The 26,728-nt window shown below is 61.7% G+C and carries 23 protein-coding genes; 11 read left to right on the forward strand and 12 right to left on the reverse strand.

Annotated elements, in window-relative coordinates; genetic code table 11:
- Nucleotides 1-49 precede the first annotated feature (49 nt).
- Together V6766_RS24330 and V6766_RS24335 are read right to left on the reverse strand one after the other, a co-directional pair.
- A complete protein-coding gene (locus tag V6766_RS24330) occupies nucleotides 50-1,267 on the reverse strand; it encodes an MFS transporter (protein ID WP_448470833.1) in 1,218 nt (405 codons plus the stop codon).
- Nucleotides 1,268-1,402: 135 nt separating this feature from the next.
- The gene (locus tag V6766_RS24335; RefSeq protein WP_448470834.1) at nucleotides 1,403-2,842 is read right to left on the reverse strand and encodes a cation:proton antiporter domain-containing protein; all 1,440 of its coding nucleotides are present in this window, start codon (nucleotides 2,840-2,842) and stop codon (nucleotides 1,403-1,405) included.
- A 529-nt stretch (nucleotides 2,843-3,371) separates the two neighbouring features.
- On the opposite strand from V6766_RS24335, the gene V6766_RS24340 reads away from it, so the two are divergent.
- Entirely contained in the window at nucleotides 3,372-3,701 is a 330-nt protein-coding gene (locus V6766_RS24340; protein WP_448470835.1) for a hypothetical protein, read from the forward strand.
- A 3-nt stretch (nucleotides 3,702-3,704) separates the two neighbouring features.
- On the opposite strand, the gene V6766_RS24345 is transcribed toward V6766_RS24340, so the two are convergent.
- Nucleotides 3,705-4,436: a hypothetical protein gene (locus V6766_RS24345; RefSeq protein WP_448470836.1), complete on the reverse strand. Its 732-nt coding sequence runs from the start codon at nucleotides 4,434-4,436 to the stop codon at nucleotides 3,705-3,707.
- A gap of 235 nt (nucleotides 4,437-4,671) precedes the next feature.
- Between V6766_RS24345 and V6766_RS24350 the strand changes: the two genes are divergently transcribed.
- Nucleotides 4,672-5,808 (forward strand): glycosyltransferase family 4 protein, encoded by a 1,137-nt coding sequence (locus tag V6766_RS24350; protein ID WP_448470837.1) that lies wholly within the window; start codon nucleotides 4,672-4,674, stop codon nucleotides 5,806-5,808.
- Between the two features lie 44 nt (nucleotides 5,809-5,852).
- Here the strand turns inward: V6766_RS24350 and V6766_RS24355 are convergent, their stop codons facing one another.
- Entirely contained in the window at nucleotides 5,853-6,320 is a 468-nt protein-coding gene (locus V6766_RS24355) for an Lrp/AsnC family transcriptional regulator (RefSeq protein ID WP_230719010.1), read from the reverse strand.
- A gap of 198 nt (nucleotides 6,321-6,518) precedes the next feature.
- Here V6766_RS24355 and trxB point away from each other — a divergent pair, with 198 nt between their 5' ends.
- The 4 genes from trxB to V6766_RS24375 all read left to right on the forward strand — a co-directional run bounded on the left by trxB (nucleotide 6,519) and on the right by V6766_RS24375 (nucleotide 11,408).
- On the forward strand, nucleotides 6,519-7,496 hold the full coding sequence (gene trxB / locus V6766_RS24360; RefSeq protein WP_448470838.1) for a thioredoxin-disulfide reductase: 978 nt from the start codon (nucleotides 6,519-6,521) through the stop codon (nucleotides 7,494-7,496).
- A gap of 20 nt (nucleotides 7,497-7,516) precedes the next feature.
- Nucleotides 7,517-8,413, forward strand: coding sequence for a LysR family transcriptional regulator VtlR (locus V6766_RS24365; RefSeq protein WP_448470853.1), 897 nt, complete (start codon nucleotides 7,517-7,519; stop codon nucleotides 8,411-8,413).
- Nucleotides 8,414-9,131: 718 nt separating this feature from the next.
- Complete coding sequence (locus tag V6766_RS24370; protein ID WP_448470839.1) at nucleotides 9,132-10,247, forward strand: alkene reductase; 1,116 nt, start codon at nucleotides 9,132-9,134, stop codon at nucleotides 10,245-10,247.
- Nucleotides 10,248-10,313: 66 nt separating this feature from the next.
- On the forward strand, nucleotides 10,314-11,408 hold the full coding sequence (locus tag V6766_RS24375; RefSeq protein ID WP_448470840.1) for a calcium:proton antiporter: 1,095 nt from the start codon (nucleotides 10,314-10,316) through the stop codon (nucleotides 11,406-11,408).
- Here V6766_RS24375 and V6766_RS24380 read toward each other — a convergent pair.
- A complete protein-coding gene (locus tag V6766_RS24380; RefSeq protein WP_448470841.1) occupies nucleotides 11,383-12,405 on the reverse strand; it encodes an NAD(P)H-binding protein in 1,023 nt (340 codons plus the stop codon). The two genes, V6766_RS24375 and V6766_RS24380, sit on opposite strands and share 26 nt — an antisense overlap.
- A 93-nt stretch (nucleotides 12,406-12,498) precedes the next feature.
- On the opposite strand from V6766_RS24380, the gene V6766_RS24385 reads away from it, so the two are divergent.
- Nucleotides 12,499-13,434, forward strand: coding sequence for a LysR family transcriptional regulator (locus V6766_RS24385; protein WP_448470842.1), 936 nt, complete (start codon nucleotides 12,499-12,501; stop codon nucleotides 13,432-13,434).
- On the opposite strand, the gene V6766_RS24390 is transcribed toward V6766_RS24385, so the two are convergent.
- Both V6766_RS24390 and V6766_RS24395 read right to left on the reverse strand, forming a co-directional pair.
- Complete coding sequence (locus V6766_RS24390) at nucleotides 13,397-14,542, reverse strand: transporter substrate-binding domain-containing protein (protein WP_448470843.1); 1,146 nt, start codon at nucleotides 14,540-14,542, stop codon at nucleotides 13,397-13,399. The genes V6766_RS24385 and V6766_RS24390 overlap by 38 nt on opposite strands.
- 149 nt (nucleotides 14,543-14,691) lie before the next feature.
- A complete protein-coding gene (locus V6766_RS24395; protein ID WP_448470844.1) occupies nucleotides 14,692-15,894 on the reverse strand; it encodes a pyridoxal phosphate-dependent aminotransferase in 1,203 nt (400 codons plus the stop codon).
- A 292-nt stretch (nucleotides 15,895-16,186) separates the two neighbouring features.
- Here V6766_RS24395 and V6766_RS24400 point away from each other — a divergent pair, with 292 nt between their 5' ends.
- Nucleotides 16,187-16,573 carry a hypothetical protein gene (locus tag V6766_RS24400; RefSeq protein ID WP_448470845.1) on the forward strand — a complete coding sequence of 129 codons (387 nt, stop codon included), beginning with the start codon at nucleotides 16,187-16,189 and terminating at the stop codon, nucleotides 16,571-16,573.
- A 105-nt stretch (nucleotides 16,574-16,678) separates the two neighbouring features.
- Nucleotides 16,679-17,791, forward strand: coding sequence for a PQQ-dependent sugar dehydrogenase (locus V6766_RS24405; protein WP_448470846.1), 1,113 nt, complete (start codon nucleotides 16,679-16,681; stop codon nucleotides 17,789-17,791).
- A 3-nt stretch (nucleotides 17,792-17,794) separates the two neighbouring features.
- Here V6766_RS24405 and V6766_RS24410 read toward each other — a convergent pair whose 3' ends face one another.
- The gene (locus V6766_RS24410; RefSeq protein WP_448470847.1) at nucleotides 17,795-18,892 is read right to left on the reverse strand and encodes a DUF1176 domain-containing protein; all 1,098 of its coding nucleotides are present in this window, start codon (nucleotides 18,890-18,892) and stop codon (nucleotides 17,795-17,797) included.
- A 557-nt stretch (nucleotides 18,893-19,449) separates the two neighbouring features.
- Between V6766_RS24410 and V6766_RS24415 the strand changes: the two genes are divergently transcribed.
- Nucleotides 19,450-19,665: a cold-shock protein gene (locus V6766_RS24415; RefSeq protein WP_018066559.1), complete on the forward strand. Its 216-nt coding sequence runs from the start codon at nucleotides 19,450-19,452 to the stop codon at nucleotides 19,663-19,665.
- A 96-nt stretch (nucleotides 19,666-19,761) separates the two neighbouring features.
- Here the strand turns inward: V6766_RS24415 and V6766_RS24420 are convergent, their stop codons facing one another.
- The 4 genes from V6766_RS24420 to V6766_RS24435 form a co-directional block, all read right to left on the reverse strand.
- Nucleotides 19,762-19,992 (reverse strand): methionyl-tRNA formyltransferase, encoded by a 231-nt coding sequence (locus V6766_RS24420; protein ID WP_448470848.1) that lies wholly within the window; start codon nucleotides 19,990-19,992, stop codon nucleotides 19,762-19,764.
- Between the two features lies 1 nt (nucleotide 19,993).
- Nucleotides 19,994-22,045: an RNA polymerase sigma factor RpoD gene (rpoD, locus tag V6766_RS24425; RefSeq protein ID WP_448470849.1), complete on the reverse strand. Its 2,052-nt coding sequence runs from the start codon at nucleotides 22,043-22,045 to the stop codon at nucleotides 19,994-19,996.
- A 414-nt stretch (nucleotides 22,046-22,459) separates the two neighbouring features.
- Entirely contained in the window at nucleotides 22,460-24,445 is a 1,986-nt protein-coding gene (gene dnaG / locus V6766_RS24430; RefSeq protein WP_448470850.1) for a DNA primase, read from the reverse strand.
- A 121-nt stretch (nucleotides 24,446-24,566) separates the two neighbouring features.
- Nucleotides 24,567-25,019 (reverse strand): GatB/YqeY domain-containing protein, encoded by a 453-nt coding sequence (locus V6766_RS24435; RefSeq protein ID WP_448470851.1) that lies wholly within the window; start codon nucleotides 25,017-25,019, stop codon nucleotides 24,567-24,569.
- A 306-nt stretch (nucleotides 25,020-25,325) separates the two neighbouring features.
- Between V6766_RS24435 and carA the strand changes: the two genes are divergently transcribed.
- On the forward strand, nucleotides 25,326-26,534 hold the full coding sequence (carA, locus tag V6766_RS24440; RefSeq protein ID WP_448470852.1) for a glutamine-hydrolyzing carbamoyl-phosphate synthase small subunit: 1,209 nt from the start codon (nucleotides 25,326-25,328) through the stop codon (nucleotides 26,532-26,534).
- Nucleotides 26,535-26,728: the final 194 nt, after the last annotated feature.

Below are 26,728 nucleotides of genomic sequence, written 5' to 3' on the forward strand. Positions count from 1 at the left end.
ATCACACCAAAACGGAATCCCATACGATTCATTCATCGCGCCTGATGCTCTAGGTAGAGGCGCGTGCGATCAGCCGGCCGCGCAGGCCGAACATCAGCGCCGCGAGCGCCGCGCAAACGATTCCCATCGCCGCGATCTGTCCCGGATAGCTGACATCCCAGTCGATCAGATAGCCCGTCAGTCCCGGTCCCACGGCTGTCGAGAACACCATGAAGGCAATCACGCTCGCCCGGATACTGCCGAGATAGCGCGACCCATAAAGCTCGGGCCAAAGCGCGCCGTTGAGCGTGCTCGACGCGCCCATGGCGCAGCCGATCAGCGGCATGAAGACGTAGGGGCTCCATGATGCACCGGTGAGAGCCATGATGAAACAGGCGGCGACCAGCGGCAGCAGCATGAAGGGCATGACCGCGACGGAGGAAAACCGGTCGACCAGCACACCGGTCACCAGCATCGCGGTGAGGCTCGCGATCGAAAGCAGGAAAAACGAGCCGGCAAACATCTCCAGCGTCCAGCCCCTGAGTTCCACCATGTAGACCTGGTGAAAGAAGATCGTGGTGCCGATAAAGGGCGGCGCGAGAAAGACCGCGAGCACCGGCCAGAACAGCGGATCGCGCAGCACTTCGCCGCGCGTCCAGTCGCGCGCGGTGGCGGCGGCGCCGTTCTCGGTAGCAGCGGTCTGCGGCTCCCGCTCCACCCGCATCAGCGCGATCACCAGCGGCAGGCCGACAACCAGAATCAGCGCGGCCGCCGCAAGCCAGCTTCCCCGCCAGCCGATCAGGCCCGAAACGGCAACGAAGATCAGCGGAAAGCTCGCCTCGCCGATCTGAAAGCCGAGCGAGGACAGCGATACGGCGCGGCCGCGCATGGCATTGAACCAGCGCCCCATGGCCGTCACCGCGATATGGCTCATCATCCCCTGCCCGAACAGACGCAGCATGTAGAGCGACAGGAAAAGCAAGACTATCCAATGCGAGAGCGCCATGATGACCGTGGCAAGCGCCAGCAGCGGCATCACGATCAGCACCACCTGGACCACACTTTTGTAATCGACGATCCGGCCGAAACGCGCCAGCGTCAGCGCGCTCAGCAGGGTGGCGCCCATGTAAAGCAGGCCGAAATCGCCATGGCTGAGATCATATTCGGCGCGAATCTCACCGGCCGAAAGCGAGATGAAATAGGTCTGACCGAAGGCCGTGAAATAGTTCATCACGAAGGCGCCGCCCACCCAGCGGGCGTTTTCGCGCAGGAATGACAGGAAATGCATGTTGAAAGCCTCTGAACCGGGCGAACCGAAGGCGACAACCGCCCTCCTCCCGGTCTGCCGATCCGGGGCCTTCCGAGGACCGGAAGGCTGAACGGTGTGAGGTTAGCGCCGCGACCGATGGCAACGCAACCCCTCTCAGTGGTGATGCCCTTCGTCAGGCTCGGCTTTCGCCGCCGAAGGAGCCGTGCCTTTTGCCGCCTTTTTCTCGGCCCGGCGCTCCGCCTTGCGGCGGCGGCGTTCGCGGCGGGCGTGGTTGAAGGCGATCAGCCTTGCACGCGAACCGGCGACCGCGTGGCCGACAAAGGCCCGGCCGCGCCCGACCTCACGCAGCTCCTGCGCATAGGCGACGGCAAGCGCGTTGCGGTAGCTTTCGAGCCCCTCCTTCAGCGTCGCCTCCACGCGCCGCATGACAGAGACCCATACTGGCGAGACCAGCAACGTGATCGCCGTGACCGCGATCACGAGACGATAAAGATCGTCGCTGAGTGCCGCGGCGGCCAGCCCCGCGGCGGCAAGCACAAAGGAAAACTCGCCGACCTGGGCCATGGAAAGTCCGGCGATCAGCGCCGTCTGCGGCGAAGAGCCGGTCCAGCGCAGGAACATGACGTTCAGCACCGATTTCGCCGCGACGACGCCGACGGCGGCCAGCAGGACGATCGCGAGATGGTCCCAGATGAAGGTCAGGTCGATCAACAGACCGATGGACAGGAAGAAGATCACCAGCAACACGCTCTGGATCGGCTCGACCACCGGAATGACCCGGCTGCGCAGGGTGGAATTACCGATGCAGATGCCGGCGAGAAACGCGCCATAGGCCGGCGAAAGCCCGGCGACGCCCGAAATCGCGGCAGCAGAAAAACACAGCGCCAGCGAGCCGAGCGCGAGCAGTTCCACCTTGTCCTCGACCTTTTCCGCGAACGGCACCTTGAGCTTGCCGAAACGGCCGAAATACCAGAGCAGCCCCGCCATGATCCCGACGGCCACCAGCACCCGGATCGCGGTCGCGGTGATATCAAACCCCTGCCCGCCGAAGCTCGAAACGAAAATCAGCATCGGCACGACCGCGATATCCTGGGCGATCAGGACGCCAACGGCGATCCGCCCCGCGTCGCCGCGCAACGCATCCATCTCGTCCAGCATCTTCATCGCCACCACGGTCGATGAAATCGCGATGACGAAGGACAGAATCACGATTTCGCGGGCGGTGACATCCAAGAGCAGGCCGATCAGCACCGCCAGCACGGCCGCGCTGACCAACTGCCCGCCAACCACCAGAAGCGCCTGGCGCAGGGAGATGACGAAGGCCTTGATCGACAGTTCCATGCCGATGAAGAATAGCAGCACGACAACGCCCATTTCGCCCAGAAAGGCCACGCTGTCATTATTCTCGATCAGCCCCAGACCGGTCGGCCCGAGCAGGATGCCGGCCAGGATGAACCCGACGAGCGGCGGCTGTCTGAGCCACAGAAAACCGAGACCTGCAAGCGCGGCAATGGCAATGACCAGCGCAACGGCTGCGAAATCGCCGCCATGGGACCCCGCCTGCGCAACGGCTTCGTGGACAACCTGCTCCATCGATTTCCTTTCATCCCGGTTTGCTCAAGACCATAGGCGGTAACGCCTGAAAAGCTCAAGCGTGCCGCACGGTGGAAAAAAAGATATAAGCCTGAGCAATCACTATATAACCAAAAGGCATCGCACCTTAAGCCGTTGTTTGTGAACGGTTTAGGCGCTTCAGGCGAGCCGTGAGGCGCGAAAAACGATCCGCTTTTTCGCCGCTGTTTGCGCACCGCAGCAACAAAATCGCTTTGTCAGCGCCGAAAATAGTCATATATTCGTAACCATAAATGGAGGAGACGATATGAGCTTATCACGTTCCCTGCATACGATCCTGATCGGAGCCGCCTTCGTTTTCGTCGCGGCCATGCTGTTCATCTAAAGGATCGTCCCGCGCCGGATGGGCATGCAGCCCTTCAAGGAACCGGCGGCCCTGGTTTCGCGTTATACGACTGGACTTCGCGGCGTGGCTTTCGAGCGCACCGCGAAGCCCGTTTACCGCCGCAATTGAGTGCGACGGTCGCGCAAAACGCATGGGAGTACAGACATGTTCGAACAGAAGACTTCCGCAAGCGACATCATGGATCGCCTGCGCTTTTCCCAGAAAACACCCGTGGAACGCGCCAGCGCGATGGTGCGCGACGAGATGGATGCGCTGGCCCGCACAGCGCGCAAACATCCGGCCGGCAGTGGCTCGGCGTTGGCCCTTGTCGGGCTGCTGGCGTTTGGCCTCGGCTTCCTCACCGCCCATGCTGGCCATGACGAATCCGTGCCGAAGAAGCGGCTGTTCCGTTCGCGGTCGCGCGTTGGTAAGCCCGTTTATCGCAAGCGCACGCCCTATTATGCCATGAAGAGCAAGCGCCGCGCCTCGTCCTGAGCGTTACTGCCAGTATTCGTCGATCCACGGCGTCGGCCGGGCATATTTGTAGATTTTTTTCCAGGCCTGCTCGACCGGCCAGGCCCCGATCGCCGCCTCGTCGGGGTCGGGCTTGCCGGTGAAGGCCACGATCCTGGTGCCTTCGGGAAGCTCAGGCGTTCTGAAGAAGTTCAGCGGCCAATATGGCACGAGCGTATGCTTGAAGCTGACGCACCAGTCGCTCGGCCAGAATTCCATCCGGTCGATGACCCTGGAAATATAGACCTGCTCGATCCCGTATTTGCGCCATATGCCTTCGCCATCGGCCTCGAAATCGGTGAAAATATGGGTGTTGCGCCCGACATTCCACCGGAAGACGGAGGTGTTGCCGATCCCCTTGCCGATCTGGGTCCAGTTCTCGCAGGCGCAGAAAACGCCGGGCTTGTAATCGAACATCGCATCGATATCGCCCGTGATGACGATATCGAGGTCGAGAAACAGGACATCGCCCGAAAGATTGGCAAGCGGAGACTGCCATAAAGAGAGCTTCCGCCACGGCGTCCAGGCGATCGCGTCCGGAATGTGGATTTCGGGCAGCGGAAAGACTTCGACAGCCGGATCAACGCCGGTGGGATCATCGGTAAAACACACCAACCGCGTCGGGCGGACGGTATGCCGCTTGATCATGGACCAGAGACGGTTCACATAGAGCGCAGGGTAGCGCGTTCCCCATTTCATGCATACGATGGTCTGCAAGATCAAATCCTTGAAATTCCGGCGGGAACCCGGCGCCTCAAGGCGAGACCGGGATACTTGTCAGCCATGTAGGTAATATGGCACATCGAATGCAACCTTGGCAGTAATTTAGAATGGGGGAAAATTCGGATGGGTTGCGGCGCCCCCTCTTCTCCGGACACCTTTTTATCCCCAGTTTCAGACGGAGCAAGCCCGAATTTGACGAAACACATCACGATATGCGGCGTCGGCCTAAATGGATAAGACCCAACCCAGAATTCTGCAACTGCTGCCGGCGCTCGGCGATGGCGGCGTTGAGCGCGGCACCGTTGAAATGGCGTCCTATCTTGCCCGCAGGCATATCGAAAATTGGGCCGCGAGCGCGGGCGGCCCGCTGTTGGAAGCTCTGAAGGCCACCGGCACGCATTACATTCCGCTGGAGGTCGGCCGCAAATCGCCGCTCGCGATTGTCGCCAATGCCAGGAAACTTGCCCGCATCATCGATGACAACCGTATCAATATCGTGCACGCCCGCAGCCGCGCGCCGGCCTGGGCCGGGTGGCTCGCCTGTCGCCTGTCGCGCCGCAAGCCTCGGTTTCTGACCACGTTCCACGGCGTCTACAGCCATGGCAACGGGTTCAAGCGGGCCTATAACAGCGTGATGCTGAAGGCCCCGGTTGTGGTGGCCAATTCCGCCTTCATCCGCGACCACATCATCTCGATCTATGGCTTTCCGGCCGAGCGCATCATCCTCTCCCCGCGCGGCGTCGACACGACGCTGTTCGACCCCGCCACTGTCAGCAATGAGCAGCGCTCGCAAGTCCGCAAAGAGCTTGGGGCGGAAGGCGGCGCGCCGCTCGTCACCATTGTCGGCCGCCTCACCGACTGGAAAGGCCATCGCTACCTCGTCGAGGCGGCCGATCGCGCGGCGAACAAGACGTGGCATCTCGCTATCGTCGGCTCGGGTAATGAAGGCATTATCGCCGACCTCAAGGCTCTGATCGCCGAGCGCGGCCTTGGCAGCCGCGTCACCATCGCCGGGAGCCGCCGCGACATTCCGGCGATCATGGCTTCCTCCGACCTCGTCGTCTCGACCTCCACCCGCCCGGAAGCCTTCGGCCGGGTGGCGATCGAGGCGGAAGTCATGGGAACGCCCGTGATCGCGACCGCCCATGGCGGCAGTCTCGAGACGATCATCGACGGCGAGACCGGCTTCCTGGTCCCGCCCGCAAACGCCGACGCCCTTGCCGAAGCCATCGACGCGGCGCTTGCCGACCCGGCGCGGCTGAAGGCGATGGGCGAAGCCGCGCGCGCCCATGTGCTTGCCAATTTCACGGTCGAGATGATGCTGGAGAAGGAATTTTCCGCCTATGAGGCGGTGATGAGCGCGTAGCTGTCACAGGGGCCGGACCTCCGCCCTGTCTCACCGGCAGCGCCTCAGATCGCCACGAGACCTTCCTTCTTGATCTGGCGGATGGTGAGCATGGTGCGCACGGTATCGACATGGGGGTTGGCGGTCAGAACCTCGATGACGAAGTCCTGGAACTGCATCAGGTTTTCACACACGCAGTGAAGCAGGAAATCGGTCTCGCCCGAGGTCATCCAGGCCTGGCGCACGATCGGCCAGTCTTCGCTCGCGCGCGAAAACGCCTTGAGCTCCACCTCCGACTGATGCTTCAGCCCGACCATGCAGAAGGCGACGAGATCGTAGCCGAGCTTCGGCCCGTTGAGCATCGCATTATAGCCCTCGATGATCCCGGCCTCCTCCAGCCGGCGCACCCGGCGCAGGCAGGGCGGAGCGGAAATGCCGACCCGCTCGGCGAGCTCGACATTGGTCATGCGGCCGTCCCGCTGAAGTTCGCGCAGGATTTTAAGATCGACAGAATCGAGATCGGCGCGCATCAAGGGCTCCTGCGGCGGGAAAAATCGGGCGTATACGCAATTTTATTACAACATGCAGCCAGATTCTTTCAACTGGGAGAAATGGTCTGTTGGTAGCTTGCCGTCCGGCCTTGAAACAGACGGCCTTCCAGCCATAAATGGGGGCAGACTTGCAACTGTTGCGGCGTGCCCCTTTTTGTGGCGCGCCGAAAGGATTTTGAGATGGCAGACCACCACACCCAGGTGCTCATCATTGGTTCCGGCCCCGCCGGCTATACCGCCGCGATCTATGCGGCGCGCGCGATGATGAAGCCGGTGCTGATCGCGGGCCTCGAACAGGGCGGCCAGCTGACGATCACCACCGATGTCGAGAACTATCCGGGCTTTGCCGATCCGATCCAGGGCCCGTGGCTGATGGAACAGATGCTCGCCCAGGCGGAAAATGTCGGCACCGAGATCGTCAACGATATCGTGACCAAGCTCGACCTGTCGAAGCGTCCTTTCATCGCCACCACCGATTCCGGTGAAACCTGGATCGCCGATACCGTCATCCTAGCAACCGGCGCCAAGGCCAAATGGCTCGGCCTGGAGAGCGAGCAGACCTTCAACGGCGGCGGCGTTTCGGCCTGCGCCACCTGCGATGGCTTCTTCTATCGCGGTAAGGACGTCGTGGTCGTCGGCGGCGGTAATTCCGCGGTCGAGGAAGCGCTTTACCTTGCCAATATCGCCAAGTCCGTGACGGTGGTGCACCGGCGCGACACGTTCCGCGCCGAACGCATTCTTCAGGAAAGGCTGTTTGCGCTGGAGAACGTGAAGATCGTCTGGGACCATGCTGTGGAGGAAATCGTCGGCACCAGCGCCGTGCCGCCGCTTCCGCCGTCAGTCACGGGCGTTGCCGTCAAGAACGTCAAGACCGGCGAGAAACAGACCATCCCCGCCGACGGCGTGTTCATCGCGATCGGGCACACGCCGCAGGTGGACCTGATCCGCGACCAGCTCCGCCTGAAGCCCAACGGCTATCTGTGGACCGAGCCGGGCACGACCAAGACCAGCATCGAGGGCGTCTACGGCGCCGGCGATGTCACAGACGACAATTACCGTCAGGCCGTGACGGCGGCCGGCATGGGCTGCATGGCAGCGCTTGAGGCGGAACGCTTTCTGACAGGGCAAAAGACCGGCACGCTGGCTGCCGCGGAGTAAGGCAAATGAAAAGCACGAGCATGCCTCTGGACTGGGACAAGCTCAGGATCTTTCATGCCGCGGCGGAGGCAGGATCGTTCACGCATGCCGCCGACAAGCTCCACCTTTCGCAATCGGCGATCAGCCGGCAGGTCTCCGCGCTGGAACAGGATGTCGGCGTCAAGCTGTTTCACCGCCACGCCCGCGGACTGATTCTCACCGAACAGGGCGAACTGCTTTATCGCACCGCCAACGACGTGCTGCTGAAGCTCGAAAGCGTGCGCTCGCGGCTGACCGAGACCAAGGAAAAGCCGTCCGGCAAGCTCAGGGTGACCACCACGGTTGGCCTCGGCCAGGGCTGGTTGACCGACAAGGTGCAGGAATTCCTCCAGCTCTATCCCGACATGCAGATCCAGCTCATCCTCGACAATGAGGAGCTGGACGTGAACATGCGCCATGCCGATTGCGCCATCCGCCTGCGCCAGCCGCAGCAGCCGGACCTGATCCAGCGCAAGCTGTTCACCGTGCATATGCATGTCTACGCCTCGCCTTCCTATATAAACCGGCATGGCGAGCCGCAGTCGCTGGAAGACCTCGACAATCACCGAATCATCACCTTCGGCGAGCCGGCGCCTGCCTATCTGCTCGACGTGAACTGGCTGGAAATCGCCGGCCGCTCGCCCGACAGCCCGCGCCCGGCGCATCTGCAGATCAACTCGCTGACCTCGATCAAGCGGGCCGGCCTGTTGGGAATCGGCATCGTCATGCTGCCGGATTATATCGTCGGCCGCGATCCGGGCCTGCTGCAGCTCGTCACCCATGCCGACGTGCCGAGTTTCGACACCTATTTCTGCTATCCGGACGAACTCAAGAACTCCGCAAAGCTGAAAGTCTTCCGCGATTTCATCGTCGCCAAGGCGCGCAACTGGAGCTACTAAGGCTCCCTCCCCTTCGGCTGCGCGGCAATCTCTAGCGCGCGGCCGCATTATCACGAAAGACATGCGTTAATTATGCCTATTCTTTAGGCCATATCGCCGTTCGTCCTAATTTTAAGCAAAAACTGCTGCATTTTTCATCTTTCGCATGGCAGCCATGCACAAAGATGCATTGTGAAATGCCTAATTCAGGGGCATATAGCTCGCAGCTGATGCAGGTGGTGCCCAACTTCTCCCTGGTGCACCGCAGCAGCTGTTCCCCTCTGGAGGTTTTGAGAGACCTTCTAACTCAAAGGGCCCCGGTTTTCCGGTGGCCCTCTTTTTTTGCCCGCAGGAATTTGTTGTTTTTTTCCGCAATCTGCGATGAAAACTATTGCAACGCGCATAAAAAAGAACCATATCGATTATAGCTGATGCGTTCGATACGGCATCCCAGCCGTATTGCAGCAGCTGTTCCCCTCTGGAGGTTTTACCTTCACACTTACAAGGGCCCCGTTTCGGAGGCCCTTTTTTTTGTGCATCGCCGACGTCCTTCGAAACGCTTACCTTTGAGGTGCGTAAACGCTTTCTTTTGGTTTATACATTAGAGCGTAAGCCATGTTGAAAGACGGCAGGCAAGCTTGGCAAAGCCGCCGCCGCGACGGCAAGCCGGGACGGAGGCTGCAAATTGCGCCTGCGCCGGGTCTCCGCTACAAACAGGGCCGGCACCGGAAGGAATTTGATGGCTAACCTCTTTGACCCCATAACGATCGGCGATGTCACAATCGAGAACCGCATCATTATGGCGCCGCTGATGCGCAACCGCTCGCCTGAAGCCGTTCCGAACGAACTCAATGTCGACTATTACCGCCAGCGGGCAAGCGCGGGCCTGATCATTTCGGAAGCCACCGCGATTACCGAACAGGGCCAGGGCTATTCCAACGCCCCGGGCCTCTACAGCGATGCCGCGGTCGATGGCTGGCGGAATGTCACCAGGGCGGTGCACGAGGCGGGCGGCAAGATATTCTGCCAGTTGATGCATGTCGGCCGGGTTTCGCACAAATCGCTCCAGCCCTTCGGCGACCCGCCGGTGGCGCCATCGGCCCTGCAGGCCCGCGCCAAGACCTTCGTGGTCTATTCCGATGCCACCAGCGACTTCATCGAGACCTCGATGCCGCGCGCGCTGAAGCCCTTCGAAATTTCGGGAATCATCGACGATTACCGCCGGGCGGCGGCCCGCGCGCTGGAGGCTGGCTTCGACGGCGTCGAGATTCATGGCGCCAACGGCTATCTCATCGATCAGTTCCTGCGCTCCAGCAGCAACCAGCGCACCGACCTCTATGGCGGCCCGATCGAGAACCGCGCGCGTTTCATGTTCGACGTCGTCGGCACGATCTCGCGGGAAATCGGGCCCGGCCGCACGGCGATCCGGCTTTCGCCGGTGGCCCCCTCCAACGATGTGCATGACGACAATCCGCAGGTTCTGTTCAACTATCTGGCAAGCCAGCTCAGCGCCTACGACCTCGCCTATATCCACATCATCGAGGGTGCGACCGGCGGGGACCGCAATTACAGCCAGGGCCCGCGCCCGTTCGACTACGAGGAAATGCGCCAGACCTACTACCGCACCGACGGGTCGGGCGCGTGGATGCTCAACAATGGCTATGACCGCCAGCTCGCCATCGACGCGCTCGAAAAGGAGCGGGCCGACCTGATCTCCTTCGGCCGCGCCTTCATCGCCAATCCGGATTTGGTGCGCCGGCTGCGGATCAATGCGCAGCTTAATGCGTTGGATCAGAGAACGCTTTTCGGCGGCGATGCCAAGGGATATGTCGACTACCCTCCCCTCGGCGGCTGAGCACGTCAGGAGCGCTCAGGGATCAACGCGCCGCTATCGGCGCCATCACGGGGGCCTTGTCAATCGATGCTGACCTTTCTGCGCGGTGAAATCCTGCTGCTGCAAGCGCTTCCTGTGGGCGCGCTTGCGTGGTTTCTCGAACATGAAGTGATGCATGCCGGGCAGATCTTTTCACTCATGGCCGCGGCCCTGCTGGTCGTGTCGATCGCCTGCGCCTCGATGCGGGTCGCCCACCACGCCGAAATCCTCGCCGCCAAGGCCGGCGACCCCTACGGCACCATGATCCTGACCCTTTCCGCCGTCACGGTGGAGGTGATCATCCTCGTCATCATGATGCGCGAGAGCCAGCAGCCGACGCTGGTGCGCGACACGATCTATGCCGCGGTCATGCTGGACATCAACGGCATTCTCGGGCTGGCGGCGCTGCTTGGCGGGCTGAAACACGGCGAGCAGCCCTATAATGATGATTCGGGAAAGACCTATTCGGTGATGATCATGACCGCCATGGGCATTTCCATGGTGGTGCCCGATTTCGTGCCGCAGGCGAGCTGGCATGTGTATTCCGGCTTCACGATCGCCGCCATGATCGCGCTTTACGCGCTGTTCCTGAGACTGCAGGTCGGCCAGCACAGCTATTTCTTCGCCTATCGCTATCCGCGCATGAAGAAGGCCACCGAAGGCGAGACCGTCCATGCAGCGGAGGAAGGCTCCACCACGACCTCCGTCGTCACCCTCATCGCCGGCGTCGCCGTGATCGGGCTTCTCGCGGAGTTCATGTCCGCCTTTCTCAACAACGGGCTGGAAGGAACCGGCGCGCCGCTGGCGCTGACCGCCATTCTGGTGGCCGCGATCGCCGCCGGACCGGAAATCCTGACCGCGCTGCGGGCAGCACTCGGCAATCGCATGCAGGCGGTCGTCAATATCGCGCTCGGCGCATCGCTTTCCACGGTGATCCTGACCGTGCCGGTGATCGAGGCGATCGCGCTTTTCACCGGTCAGCCCTTCATCATGGCGATGACCCCGGTTCAGATCACCATGACCGCCATCACGCTGGTCGTCGCCGCCATCAACATCAATGACGGCGAGACCAATGCGATCGAGGGCATGACCCATTTCGTGCTGTTTGCAACCTTCATCATGCTCTCGATACTGGGCCTTTGATGCGCAGCGGTTCCGAGGCGGAGGATTTCGGCAGGGTGACGCCGATATCCTCAAGCGCGTTGCGGATCGCGGTATCGAGCGGGGTGCGCGGCTCGCGGCCCAGAACGGCAACCAGCTTTTCATTGGTCATGTGCATCGGCTCCTTCCAGAGATAGCGCACCTCCAGCACCTCACGCATCAGGGTCATGAACGGCGCAAGCAGCGGCACGATGAACCAGGGAAAGCGCGCGATCTTCAGCTTCGGGTCGCCGGAGACGCGGCGGATCGCCTCCGCCATCTGCATGCCGTCGGCATCGTAAAAGCCCTCGAAATGGAAGTTGGCGAATTTCGGCAACTGCCCCGCCCTGTCGTTAAGCCCAGCGAAGGTTTCGGCGAGATCGGGCAGATAGGCCCATTGATGGCCGACGCCGGGCGTTGCCGGATTGGTGACCCGGGTGAGCGGCGCATGCGGCTTGACCATCTGACCGAACCAGCTATTGCCTGCGGCACCGCCGCCGAAGAAATCGCCAGCGCGCACCAGAATGACCTGGGTGCCCTCGAAGGCCGCTTCCCTGAGACGCTCTTCCACCGCAACCCGGATGCGCCCCTTGCGGGTGTGCGGGGTCTGCGGGCTCTCCTCGTTCGGATAGGGAAACACATCGCGCCCGAAATTATAGATCGTTCCGGGAAACAGGATGCGGGCATTGGCAAGGCGCGCCGCGCCGATGGTATTCTCCAGCATCGGCAGAACCAGCTTATCCCAGTCCTTGTAACCGGGCGGGTTGACCCCGTGGAATATCAGCTCCGCGCCCCGCGCCGCGTTATCCACGTCCGCGAGACGCATCGCATCGCCCTTGATCCATTCATAATGCGCCAGACGTCCGTCCAATCTGGAAGGGTCGCGATTGAGCGCGCGGATATGGTAGCCCCTATCATGCAGCGCCCGGGCCACCGCGCCGCCAACGCCGCCTGTGGCTCCAAGAACAAGCGCCACGGATTGTCTGTTCATGTCTGACATTGCCGTCTCCTTCATTCGAGTGTGACCGCAATATCGGGGTAAATCTCATTAAACGGAATTGTATAAAATTGTGCTGTTGATATACATATTTTAATGGATACGCAGAGTTGGGATTATTACCGCACCTTTCTGGCGGTGCTTGAAAGCGGATCGCTTTCCGGTGCCGCGCGGCTTCTGGGCCTGACCCAGCCGACCGTTGGCCGCCATATCGAGGCGCTGGAGCGTGACGCCGGCCAGCAGCTCTTCACCCGCTCGCAGCGCGGCCTGGAGCCGACCGATACGGCGCGGGCCATGAAGCCGCTCGCCGAGGCGATGGCCGCCTCCGCCGACGCCATGCGACGGGCCTCCTCCGAAACCCGCGACGAAATCTCCGGCAGCGTGCGCATCAGCGCTTCCGATGTCATCGCGGTCGAAGTCCTGCCGGAGATCCTCGCGCCGGTCATGGCCACCTATCCCAGCCTAGAGTTCGAGCTTTCCGTCTCCGACGCCGTGGAAGACCTCCTGAACCGCAAGGCCGATATCGCGCTGCGCATGGTCGAGCCGAGCCAGTCGGCGCTGGTGGTGCGCCATATCGGCAAAATCCCGATCGGCTGCTTCGCCCGGAAGGATGTGATCGCCCGTGTCGGGACGCCACAGACCATCGAAGATCTGAAGGGGCTGCCGACAATCGGCTTCGACCGGGAGCTCGCCTATGTGCGCGACGTGCTTGAGTCCCATCCCGATCTCATCCTGCCCGGCTTCACCTTCCGTTCCGACAGCAATCTCGCCCAGCTTGCCGCCATTCGCGCCGGCTGCGGGTTCGGCCTTTGCCAGAAACCGCTCGGCGAACGCGACCCCGCGCTGACGGAGGTTCTGCACGGCCGGATACCGTTCCAGCTCCCGCTCTGGATCGCCATGCATGAGGACCTGCGCCGCTCGCCCCGCTGCCGCGTCGTCTTCGATGCACTGGTGAAGGGCATGTCCGCCTATATCGGCAGGACGGGCAAGGCCGCTAACGCACGCCCGACGCCAGATAGCGCTCAAGGATGAGATGCCATTGCTGGGACTCGAGCGTCTGCAGGATCGCGACATTGATCGCGTCGCGCTCCGGATCGTTCTGGGGAAGGATCAGGGCGTAGTTCTGCTGCATGAACTCCAGATTGCTCAGATAGAGGTCACGGTAGTTGTCGAGCGTCCACTGCAGGATCGCGCGATCATAGACGAGCGCATCGATATCGTGGTTTTCAAGCGCATCGAGGCCGTCCGGAACGGTTTCGAAAGAGGTGAAGGAAAGGTTGAGCAGGCCAAGTTCGGCGGCGGCCGGCGAATCAATGATCGTGCCGACCGTGAGCCCTGAAAGGTCATGGATATTGTCGACGAAATTGGTGTGCAGCGACGAAGTCAGACCGGCGGCCAGTTGCGCGGTGGTGATCGCGGCGAGGATCAGCGCCGTGAACATCCACGCCATGGCAAGCAGCCTGCCGAAGAAGGTCACCGGCGCCTTGTCGCCATAGCCCACCGTGGTCATCGTCACGGTCGCCCACCAGAAGCCGGAGAAGACGCCGCGCGCCGGGCGCGGCTCGAACTGCTCGGGATTGGCGCGCCGCTCCAGCAGCCAGATCAGCGCGCCGATGACGAAGACCGGCCCGGTGAGCAGGCCCAGCATATAGAGAAAGGCCGGCGAGGTCAGAAGCTGGAACATCATCGTCGGGCCGATCTTGTCGACCACGCGCAACGCGACGCCGAGATCGCCGCTGTAATAGGGAACCGAGAAATCGATCACCGCCTCGTCGGCCGCGTTGATCGGCACCCCGCCCAGCGCCATGTCGAGCTTGCCGCCCGCCACATCCTGCACCATCGCATCCGGCAGGGCTTCGACGAGGCGGTATTCCCTGCCGAGCCGGCGGCTCATCGCATCCAGCATGTCGATGCCGAGCCCGTACCAGCTGCCGTCCTTGTTCTGCATGACATAGGGCGGCAGGGCATGCACGCCGACGGTCATCGGTGCGGCGGCGGTTGTCTGCGGCGCTGACGCATCCTGGGCGACAGCAGGCCCGATGGCGGCGACCAGCAGCAGACAGGCAGCCAGAAATCCCGCCGCAACAAGGCGGCGCAGCAAGACATTGTCGTGGAAGGCGTTGCGCATGATCTCCCGCACTCATTCAGTCCCCGCGCCGCCCGAAGCAAGTCCGGCAAACGCGGTGACAGTCTATAGCTGCATCACGCCGCGCCCCGCAACGAAAAAGGGCGCGCCTTGCGGCACGCCCGTTTTCAAATTGCTTTCGCACCAAAGCCGCAGCGTGCGCCTTACTTGCAGGCGGCGCAGAAGCGCTGGATGCGCATGCAGGATTCTTCCAGCTCGGCTTCCGAGGTCGCATAGGAGATGCGGAAGTTGGGGCCGAGGCCGAAGGCCGAGCCGTGAACGACGGCAATGCCTTCCGCCTCCAGAAGTTCGGTCACGAAGTCCTCGTCGGTCTCCATCACCTTGCCGCCCGGCGAGGTCTTGCCCATCAGCCCGGCGCAGGACGGATAGACGTAAAACGCGCCTTCGGGCGTCGGGCATTCGATGCCGGGCGCCTGGTTGAGCATCGAGACCACCAGATCGCGGCGCTTCTCGAAGGCTTTCTTGCTCTCGGCGATAAAATCCTGATTGCCGTTGAGCGCCTCGACGGCGGCCCACTGCGCGATCGAGCAGGCGCCCGAGGTCTGCTGGCTCTGGATCGTGGTCATGGCGGTGATCAGCTCGGCCGGGCCGGCGGCATAGCCGATACGCCATCCGGTCATCGCATAGGCCTTGGAGACGCCGTTCATCGTCAGCGTGCGGTCGTAAAGGCCCGGCTCGACTTCCGCCGGCGTCACGAACTTGAAATCGCCGAAGGTCAGATGCTCATACATGTCGTCGGTAAGCACCCAGACCTGCTCGTGCTTCATCAGCACATCGGTCAGCGCCTTCAGTTCGTCATGGGTATAGGCGGCGCCAGACGGGTTGGACGGCGAGTTGAAGATGAACCACTTGGTCTTCGGCGTGATCGCCTTTTCGAGGTCTTCGGCCTGAAGCTTGAAACCGTGTTCCTGGGTTGCCGAAACGAATACCGGCGTGCCGCCGCAAAGCGCCACCATTTCCGGATAGGAGACCCAGTACGGCGCCGGGATGATGACTTCATCGCCCGGGTTCAGCGTCGCCATCAGCGCATTGAACAGGATCTGCTTGCCGCCCGTGCCGACAATCGTCTGCGCGGCCGTGTAGTCGAGATTGTTCTCGCGCTTGAACTTGGCGGCGATCGCCTCGCGCAGCGGTTGGATGCCGGCCACCGGCGTATACTTCGTCTCGCCGCGGTTGATGGCGTCGATCGCGGCCGCCTTGATGTTGTCGGGCGTATCGAAATCGGGCTCGCCCGCGCCAAGGCTGATGACATCGCGGCCTTTCGCTTTGAGTTCGCGCGCTTTCTGGGCCACGGCGATGGTGGCGGAAGGCTTCACACGAGAGAGAGCGTCAGCAAGAAGGGCCATTTTCAATGTCCTGATATCTAGATTGATCCTTGGAATGCGCTGCGGTTAGCGACAACTTCCAAGCGTTTGGTCTAAACGCAATTCGCCCGCGGTTTCAAGCGCTATCGTCGCGGATTGACCGTTTCAGCGCGCAACCGGAGATATTCCGCCGTCTCAACTTCAGTGGCGGCACAAATCCCCTCCCATGATTCCGCCTCAAAATGGTTCGTGTTCGACCATCATTCATCCAGAAGGCGACGTATTTACATGGCGTTATGACGATGCGCTGAAACATTGCCGAAGGAGAAGGCATATGAGGATGGTCAAACGGATGGCGAGCGGGATCGCCAGGCGCTCGATTTTCATCAAACGCGGGATTTTTGCTTTTGCGGCGCTGCCGGTTCTGACGGCGTTCGCGCCCGCCGGAGCTTCCGCCGACCAAGCATGGCAATCCGCCCCTCTGCCGGGAACGAATGGCGGGGCGATGCTGTTTGACGGCTACCTGCCCTTTTCCTCGCCGGGCGGCAGCGCGCTTCAGGGCCTTCTGTCCCACACCGCCGCGCGCGATCTGATGATCGCGGCGATGTTCGCGATCTGCCTCGCCATGGTCGTCGGTGCGTCCTATCTGTGGCGCGAAAATGTTAGCCATCTGAAGGCCGACGCAGAGCGCCAGCAGCGCAACGACTTCGACGGTTTCTGAAATCCGCAAGGCATCCGTGTCGCGGCTCACGCGTTTGTGTAGACCGCGACACTTGAGCGGCGGGCAGAGCGCCATACGTCACCGGTAAAACGAGAGGAGACTTTTATGAAAGCCACCCCCGTCCTGGCCGGCATGATCGCGGCTCTTGCCTTTTCTCCGTTTCCGTCCGCCGCGCAGGAGGCGAGCCCGCCGCTTGAGGTCGAGCGTGTCGCCGATGGTCTTGCTCACCCCTGGGCCGTCGAGGTTCTGCCCGACGGCGGCTATCTGGTCACCGAGCGGCCCGGCCGCCTCAACATCGTTTCAAAGGATGGCGAAACGCAACAGGTCAGCGGTGTTCCCGAGGTCTATTCCGCCGGCCAGGGCGGCCTGCTCGATGTCGCGCTTGACCCCGGCTTCAGCGAAAATGGCCGCATCTATCTTACAGCTTCCGTTTCCGGCGACGGCGGCCAGGGAACGGCGGTCTACCGCGCAACGCTCGACCGTCAGAAGGCGAGCCTTGAAAACGTCAGCCAGATCTTCGCGATGAACCGGTTTTCCGGCACCAATCGTCATTTCGGCTCGCGCATTGCGATCGACAGCGCCGGCAATCTGTTCTTCGGCATCGGCGATCGCGGCGAAAGCGAGCGGGCGCAGGACCCGGGCGATCACGCCGGCTCGATCCTTCACATCACGCCCGATGGCGGGATCCCGCAAAACAACCCGACGCCTGATGGCTGGGAGCCGGAAATCTGGTCGATCGGCCACCGCAACCCGCAGGGCATCACCATCGATCCCGAGACGGACACGCTCTACACCGTTGAACACGGCGCGCGCGGCGGCGATGAGATCAATATACCGCGCGCCGGCCAGAACTATGGCTGGCCGGAAATCTCCTACGGCGTGCATTATTCGGGCGCGAAGATCGGACAGGGCACCAAGGCGCCGGGGCTTGAACAGCCGCTCTACTACTGGGACCCGTCAATCGCGCCGAGCGCGATCGCGGTCTACCGGGGCGATATGTTTCCCGAATGGGATGGCGATTTCCTGGTCACCGCGTTGAAGGACCAGCTTCTGTCTCACATTGGCCTTGACGATAGCGGCATGCCCGCGACCGAAAACCGGCTGTTTGCCGGTGAATTCGGCCGGCTGCGCGACGTCAAGGTCGCGCCCGACGGTGCTGTTCTGCTGGTGACGGACGAACCCGACGGCGCGCTGTTGCGGGTCTACCGGGCGGAGTGAGCGTTACGGCTCCTGCCTCTCATCCGCCGTCATTTGCGGGCGCCAGATCTCCGGCCAGTTTTCCGGGCCGATATCGACGCCGTCACAGGCCGTTTTCGAGCGTTCCAGCGTGAGCGCCAGAGGATTGCCGGCGGCGGCCTCGTTGATCGTCCAGTAATGCGCGAGCCCGCAATCGCCGAGCCCGCGGCCGAGATAGACCGAGGACAACAGCTTTTCCTTCAGATCGAAATTGACGTTGTAGACGGTATCAAGAACGGTGATGCCGGCATCGCTGACATTGGGAAATTCCGCGCGGTGGAACTCGTCATCCTTGCCGACATAGAGCTGGTAGGGCTGATTATAGGCGCCGGAGGGTCCGCAGGGCAGAAGCATGATGGTGCTCTTGCCGGTGCTGAAGGCGAAGGCATCCGCCTGATCGATATGGGACTGATCGGTATAGCACGCGCTTTCGGGATCGCTCAGATTGCGCAGAACCGAGGGCGGGAGCTGATCATAGCTGTCGATCGTCCAGACATCGACGCTTTCGGGCGGCGTCTTTTCCCCGACATCGATCAGCGCATCGGTGCGGCCGCCGCGGCCCTGCCACTCATCGATGAAGCGCGCCGCATCGGAAAGGCCCGTCAGCACAATCTCGGAGGAAAACGATCCGATCCCGCCCTCGTAGCGGATCGTCGCCCTGGCGCCGTCGGCCATCTTGCGGAACAGCGCCACCAGAACCTCGGGCTCGTTGACGCCGAACATGCCAAGCGCATCCTCCCGCACGAGGTTCGCTATATCGACGGAAAACCCCGTGACGCCATCGACCGCGATTGTGATCGCGCCGGAGGCATCGCCCCGCGGCAGGAAGCCGGGCGGATAGGGAATGCTGAGGGTGAGCGGGGCCGATGGCGCGACCGAGCGCTGCCACTGGATGGCGGCAAGCGTGGCGCCGCCGCTCGCGCCGGCGGCCGAGGTCAGGGAAATGTTGCAGGTATAGGCGTTGTTGCAGCTGACCGCCCAACCCTCGATCTGGCGATATTCGAACGCGCGCGCGCCGACGGACGGGAAAGAGCAGAGCACGACAATAGACGCAAGAAAGCGTATGAACATGTCACGACGCATGGCGGACCCCCGGTATTTGCCAGTCAAGTATTTGCGCACCGCCCGCGCGCTCTTCATGCTTGGCCGGTTACTCGCTCCTACACCAGCTTCGTCGGCAAAAGCTAGGCCTCCCTCCCTTAGGTCACAGGCTTTGTCGACACCGTTTCAACGGTAGCACAGCCAAAACCCGTTGACACAGTATAAAAGAAAATAGTTCCAGCTAATCATTTGATTAGGGACTGGCCGTTACACGGATACCCTGCCCGTTAGCGGACCTGACGGTCCGATTCCAAAGTTTCGCTTGCCAAAAACCCCCAAACACCGCATTCTGTTCATGTTCGGGCATTTTGCGAGCACGGGAAGACCATATAATCTGATGCGCGCCGGAAACGCTAATTTTTCGGGCGGACCTTGATTTGGCCTGCTTTCGTTGTCCAGGCAAATCGGAACCCGCGGTAATAAAAGGCACCTTTCCTCCAAATTCGAGAAACGCCTGCGCTGCCCCTCAGGGCAAAACGAGCATCGAAATATCTGCCCCTCCGCCAGCAAGGGGATGGGCGAGAAAAGGACCTTGAAGCATGGCCGAAACTGGCATCGTAAAGTTTTTCAATACCGACAAGGGGTACGGTTTCATCAAGCCGGACAATGGCGGCGCGGACATCTTCGTCCATATCTCCGCCGTGCAGTCGTCCGGGCTGACGGGCCTGACCGAAAATCAGAAGGTCAGCTACGACACCGAGCCGGACCGCCGCGGCAAGGGCCCCAAGGCCGTTAATCTGCAGGTCACGGAATAGGTTTCTGTTCCCTGCGCCACAACGCCTTGAACCGGCGCGCGGCAGGGCGCCGGTCCGTTACCGGCATGGCGGAAGACGGTCATTGATAGAACCAAATCAAAGATCAAACGTCCGCTGAAGCAGTTTAAACAACTGCTCGGCGCCTTCTTTATCAAACTGAATTGTCTGGCTCGTCTTGCCGGGCAGTTCTCTGTCAGGACGGCCATATGTGTCGATTTGCAACAGAGCGCGACCATCTATCTCAAACGACGAAATAGACGCCTCCACTTCATCGTGAAGCGAAAGGCGTCTAGGTTCTCTTTCTTTAAAACTCCGGACCAGCGCCATCTCAGCTATCCAGGAAGCTCCTCAGCTTGCGGCTGCGGCTCGGGTGCTTCAGCTTGCGCAGAGCCTTGGCCTCGATCTGGCGGATACGTTCGCGGGTGACCGAGAACTGCTGGCCGACCTCTTCAAGCGTATGGTCGGTGTTCATGCCGATGCCGAAGCGCATACGCAGCACGCGTTCCTCACGCGGCGTCAGCGAGGCGAGAACACGGGTCGTGGTCTCGCGCAGGTTCGCCTGGATCGCGGCGTCGATCGGCAGCAGCGCGTTCTTGTCCTCGATGAAGTCACCGAGATGCGAATCTTCCTCGTCGCCCACAGGGGTTTCGAGCGAGATCGGCTCCTTGGCGATCTTCAGCACCTTGCGGACCTTTTCGAGCGGCATGTTGAGCTTTTCGGAAAGCTCCTCAGGCGTCGGCTCGCGGCCGATCTCATGCAGCATCTGGCGCGAGGTGCGGACGATCTTGTTGATCGTCTCGATCATGTGCACCGGAATGCGGATCGTGCGGGCCTGATCGGCGATCGAACGGGTAATCGCCTGCCGGATCCACCATGTCGCATAGGTCGAGAACTTGTAGCCGCGGCGATACTCGAACTTGTCGACCGCCTTCATCAGGCCGATATTGCCTTCCTGAATGAGATCGAGGAACTGCAGGCCGCGATTGGTGTATTTCTTCGCGATCGAGATCACCAGACGGAGGTTGGCTTCAACCATCTCCTTCTTGGCGATGCGCGCCTCGCGCTCACCCTTCTTGACCATGTGCACGATGCGGCGGAACTCGGCGATCGAGATGCCGGTTTCGGTCGCAAGGCTCTGGATCTCGGTGCGCAGCACCTTGATGTCGGCCCCGTCCTGGCTGGCAAATTCCTTCCAGCCCTTGCCGGAAAGATTGCCGATCGACTTCATCCAGTTCGGATCAAGTTCCGCGCCGTGATAATGCTCGAGGAAGTCGTCGCGCTTGACGCCGCGATGGGTCGCCATGCGCAGAAGCTTGCCTTCGTTCTCCACGAGCCGCTTGTTGATGTCATAGAGCTGCTCGACCAGAAGATCGATGCGGTTCTGGTTGAGCGACAGCGACTTCACAGCCGTGATCAGCCCTTCCTTGAGCTCCTTGTAGCGGCGCTCCTGGGCATTCGTCAGCGTGCCGGTGGCGGCAAGACGCGCTTCCACCTGCTGGTCCTGCAGCTTCCTGAGCTTCACATAGGTCTCGGCGATCAGGTCGAGCGTGTCCATCACCTGCGGGCGAAGCTCGGCCTCCATGGCGGCCAGCGACAGGTTGGATTCATCATCCTCCTCGTCGTCTTCCTCCGGCTGCACGCCTTCGCCGCCGACATCGGTGACGTCGTCGGACCGCTTCTTGCGGGCCTGTTCCTTTTCCTCGGCCTTCTTGCGGTCGGCTTCGATCTTTTCCGGGCTCTGGAACTGCGGGGCAGCCTTGGCCTCGGGACCGGAATAGGTGGTCTCAAGATCGATGATCTCGCGCAGCAGCGTCGTGCCTTCGTTCAGCTCGTCGCGCCAGATGATCAGCGCCTGGAAGGTCAGCGGGCTTTCGCAAAGGCCGGCGATCATCGTCTCGCGGCCGCTCTCGATCCGCTTGGCGATCGCGATTTCGCCCTCGCGCGACAGAAGCTCGACCGAGCCCATCTCGCGCAGATACATGCGCACCGGATCGTCGGTGCGGTCGGTGGGCTCTTTCTTCTTGGTCTGCGCTACAGCCGAACCGGTCGTGGTCGCGACTTCGGTGCTGTCGCTGTCATTATCGCTGTCGCTGTCGTCGGCGCTGTCGTCGGAATTGTTGTCGTTGTCGACTTCGTCTTCGTCTTCGACGACATTGATGCCCATTTCGGAAAGCATGGACATGACGTCCTCGATCTGCTCGGAGGTTACCTCCGAGGACGGGAGAACGGAATTCAGCTCATCCATGGTGACATAGCCGCGCTTCTTGGCGGCCTTGATCATCTTCTTGACGGCATCATCGGAAAGGTCCAGGAGAGGGCCGTCGGTACCGCCTTCGCGTTCGGTTTCGGCTTCTTCGTTTTCCTTGACTTTCGTAGCCATAAATATTGTTTCCCTGACGCTTTGTCGCTGTTGCCAAGCGGCATACCGGCAAATGATTAAGGACCTCTTTTGCGAGGTCTGCCGGATTCAAAAAACCACACATGAAAAGGACAGACTTCAACGCGGCGGCTTTCATCACCCCCGGTGAATGCTGTCCAGATCATGAAAATGTGCTGCTCACTGCCATCCGAACTGGTGATTCCCAGATTTTCGCCATCCGTCAAGCATCATTTCCGTATTTGCGTGATTTCATATCGAAAATCCGCCGATGAGACGCTTCTGACGATGACAGGGACCGATGCAGCTTCTCTGTCGGCCCTAGATTGGTTAATTTAGAATGCTTCGCCGCAAATACAAGTGGCGGCTGAAAGGAATCGGCTCCGGCTCATCCCGGAATTGTCTTTACGCACCGCTTTATCCGCCCGCTCCGGATTTTCCGCCCCGTCCCGACATCAGGCCGAAACCGTCGATTTCGGCCTCCTGATTGTCGATGCGGGCAATTTCGTTTTGAACGGAAACCAGCGCCGGCATCAGTTCGGAAAGCAGCTCCGCATTGCCCTCTTCCGTCACCTCGGCGATCTCGCGTTCCAGCTCGCTCTTGTGGCGGGCAAGCGAGCGGGCGCGGTTATGCAGCGCCAGCGCTTGGTGATAGACCTCGCGGACATCTTCAAGCGCGGCATCGGGCCCGGCGATCCAGTTGACATTGCGCCCGACATGGGCGGAAATCTGGTCGACGAGACCGGCGAAACCCGCCTCCTCCAGCCGCTGCCGCAGCTTTTCCCGGCCCATGTCGGGACGCGAGGCTTCGGCAAGAAAGGCCGGCCAGAACGCCCGCATCTCGGCCGCCTCGAAGGAAAGCGTCGAGATGCTGTCGAAATCCTCGCGCACCAGTTCGGGATGCGAGATCAGGCAGAACACGAGCTGGCATTCGCGGAAGGTGAGATTGGCGGTTGCCGGGCGGAGGCTTGCGAGCGGGGACCGCGACAGGCGCTCGGACGCCGAAAGAAGGCCGTTGCCGCGCGGCGCGCTGAACCGCCCGCCCCCTTTGCCAGACCCGGCAAAATTGCCCCGGCCGCCAACGAAATTTCCGCCGCCGCGCGAGCCTCCCCGGAACCTCTGATAAAGTCGGTTGCGGAAGTCCTGCTGGTAATGCCGACGCACGCTTTCGTCCGCAATCGTCGCCACCAGCGCGTTGACCCGCGCCTCGATCGCCGCGCGCCGCTCCGGTGTTTCGCCGGCTTCCGGCTGGCCTGCCTCGCGCTCGAATACGGTGTCGGCCAGCGGGCGGGCCTGGGCGATCACGGCGTCAAATGCCTGCCGACCGCCCTCGCGCACCAGATCGTCCGGGTCCTTGCCACCGGGCAGCAGCGCGAATTTCAGCGAATGGCCGGGCTTGAGCATCGGCAGCGCCAGGCCGGCGGCGCGCTCGGCGGCGCGTATGCCCGCGCCATCGCCGTCAAAGCAGAGCACCGGCTCGCTGGTCATCCGCCAGATCAGTTGCAGCTGGTTTTCGGTCAGGGCCGTGCCAAGCGGCGCGACGGCGTTTTCGATGCCGGCCTGATGCAGCGCGATCACGTCCATATAACCTTCGACCGCAATGATCGTCTTCGCCCCCTCCGCGCCGGAAAGCGAACGACGCGCGCGGGCGAAGTTGAACAGCACATTGCCCTTGTGAAACAGCTCGGTCTCGTTGGAATTGAGATATTTCGCCGGCGCGTCCGGCCGCATCGCCCGGCCGCCGAAGGCGATCACCTGTTCGCGCGAGGACAGGATCGGAAACATGATCCGGTCGCGGAACCGGTCATAGGAAACGGCGATATCCGGCCCGTGGACCACCAGCCCGCAGGCCTCGATCTCCTGCTTCTCGACGCCTTTTGAGGCCAGAAACTCCTTCAGCGCATTGCGGCTTTCCGGCGCGTAGCCGAGGCGGAACGTATCGATCGTGCGCGCCGAAAGGCCGCGCTCGCGCAGGTAAGCCCGCGCCTTCGCCCCTGCCCCGGTCTGAAGCTGATCCTGAAAGAAGCTTGCGGCAAGCTCCATGACATCGATCAGCGTGCGGCGCTTCTCCTCGCGTCGTTCGGCCTGCGGGTCGCGCTCCGGCATCGCCACGCCCGCCATATCGGCAACACGCTGCACGGCTTCCGGAAAGCTCATGCCATCGAGATCGGTGAGGAAGCGGAAGTGGTCGCCGGAAACCCCGCAGCCGAAGCAATGGTAGCGACCCTTGCGGTCCTCACAGTGAAAGCTCGGGGATTTTTCGCCGTGGAACGGGCAGCAGGCCCAGTAATCGCCGCGCCCGACATTGGTCTTCTTGCGATCCCACGTGACCCGCTGGCCGATAAGCGCCGAGATCGGCACACGGTCGCGGATTTCATCGAGAAAGGATGGCGGAAAACGCATAAGGTCCTCGGGTGTGCCGGCAGGCCTGACAGCCTACAGACCCCGCAACGGTTTAACGGGCGCGGTGCGGTTTATCCCACATATCCACTGCGGATATCCACAGCAGTCAGACAAGACAAACCTATTTCAGCATGTCCTTGACCACGCCGGAGGCCTTGGAGAAGTCCATCTGGCCAGAATAGCGGTCCTTCAGCGTTTCGATGCACTTGCCCATGTCGCGCAGGCCCTGCGCGCCGGTCTCCTCGACCACGGAGGCGCAGACTTCGCGGATCTTGTCCTCGGGCAACTGGGCGGGCAGGAATTCGCGGATCACCGCCATTTCCTGACGCTCCTGGGCGGCAAGGTCGGGCCGGGCCTTCTCTTCGTAGAGGCGGGAGGATTCCTTGCGCTGCTTCAGCATCTGGCAAAGGATGCCGGCGATATCGTCATCGCTGACCGGGTCCTTGCCATTGGCACGATGAGCCAGGTCGCGGTCCTTGATGGCCGCGTGAACCAGTCTCAATGTGCAGAAGCGTACCGGATCTTCCTCTTTCGAAGCGTCTTTTTGTGCAAGTGCGAGTTTATCGCGCAACATTCATTCACTCCTGGCAACGCCATCTTCAAGGTACCGCATCGACACATGCCGAATGGCGGCGGCGTTTACCGAATACCGGGGCTGCGATCAAATTAAATCTTCGGGCGCGTCATTTATTTTGAGCAGATGCCACAACTTTGCCGCAAGAGCAATTGACCCGCAAGCGCGGTTTAACTATTTTCCCGCAACCGCATCAAAAAGTGGCCTACCCGAACGCAGCTTGCCCGCGAACCCTTTGGCTCGGGCTCCTATATAGGATCGGGACAGGGCCCGTTCAATCGGCCCCGGGCCGGCGACTAGCAAGGAATGATCATGACTGCCCCATGGACACAGGAAACGCCGACGGCCGCGCTGGTTCTGGCCGACGGTACGGTAATCTACGGCAAGGGCGTGGGCGCCACCGGCAGCATTGAGGCGGAAGTCTGCTTCAACACCGCGCTGACCGGCTATCAGGAAATCCTGACCGACCCGTCCTATCTCGGACAGATCGTCACCTTCACCTTCCCCCATATCGGCAATATCGGCGCCAATGGCGAAGATATCGAGGACCTTGTCCCCGCCGCCCGCCGCGGCGCCGTCGGCGCGATCTTCAGGGCCGATATCACCGCGCCCTCCAATTACCGCTCGAGCGAAGACCTCGACGCCTGGCTAAAGAAGCGCGGCATCATCGGCCTTTCCGGTATCGACACCCGCGCGCTGACCGCCTGGATCCGCGAGCATGGCGCGCCCAATGCCGTGATCGCCCACGAGCCGTCCGGCAAGTTCGATCTCGATGCGTTGAAGGCAAAGGCGAAAGCCTGGGGCGGGCTGGAAGGGCTCGACCTCGCCATCGAGGCAACGTCGGGCCAGTCGTCCAAATGGGACGAAAAGCCCTGGGTCTGGAACGAGGGCTATGACACGCTTGCCGAAGCCGACGCCCGCTATCACATCGTCTGTATCGATTACGGCGTGAAGCGCAACATCCTGCGGCTGTTCGCCGGTCTTGACTGCAAGGTGACGGTGGTGCCGGCCAAGACCTCGGCGGAAGAAATCCTGGAGCTTTCGCCCGATGGCGTGTTCCTCTCGAACGGTCCGGGCGATCCGGCCGCGACCGGGGAATATGCCGTGCCGGTGATTCGCGCGCTGATCGACAGCGGCCTGCCGATCTTCGGCATCTGCCTCGGTCACCAGATCCTCGCGATCGCGCTCGGCGGCAAGACCACAAAGATGCATCAGGGCCATCACGGCGCCAATCATCCGGTCAAGGACTACACCACCGGCAAGGTCGAGATCGTTTCGATGAACCACGGCTTCGCGGTCGATTCGGCCTCGCTGCCGGAGGGCGTCGCGGAAACACATGTGTCGCTGTTCGACGGCTCCAATTGCGGCATCGCGCTTGCCGGCAAGCCGGTATTCTCCGTCCAGCATCACCCGGAAGCCTCCCCCGGCCCGCAGGACAGCCACTACCTCTTCCGCCGCTTCATCAATCTTGTGCGCGAGAAGAAGGGCGAGGCGCTGCTGGAAGAGCGCGCCTGAACATTATCGGGAGCCCTTGCGGCTCCCTCGGCATCCGCTCCCGTTTCGCGCGCGCCATCCCCTCTCAGGGGTCACCCTCGGGCTTGACCCGAGGGTCCAGGCGACATTCCCCGCGCGGCCTGGATGCTCGTGTCAAGCACGAGCATTGTTTGTTGGATCTGCGCTATTGTTGTGATGCAGCTGCGGGCCGCTGG

The sequence above is a fragment of the Martelella sp. AMO21009 genome (assembly GCF_053484295.1).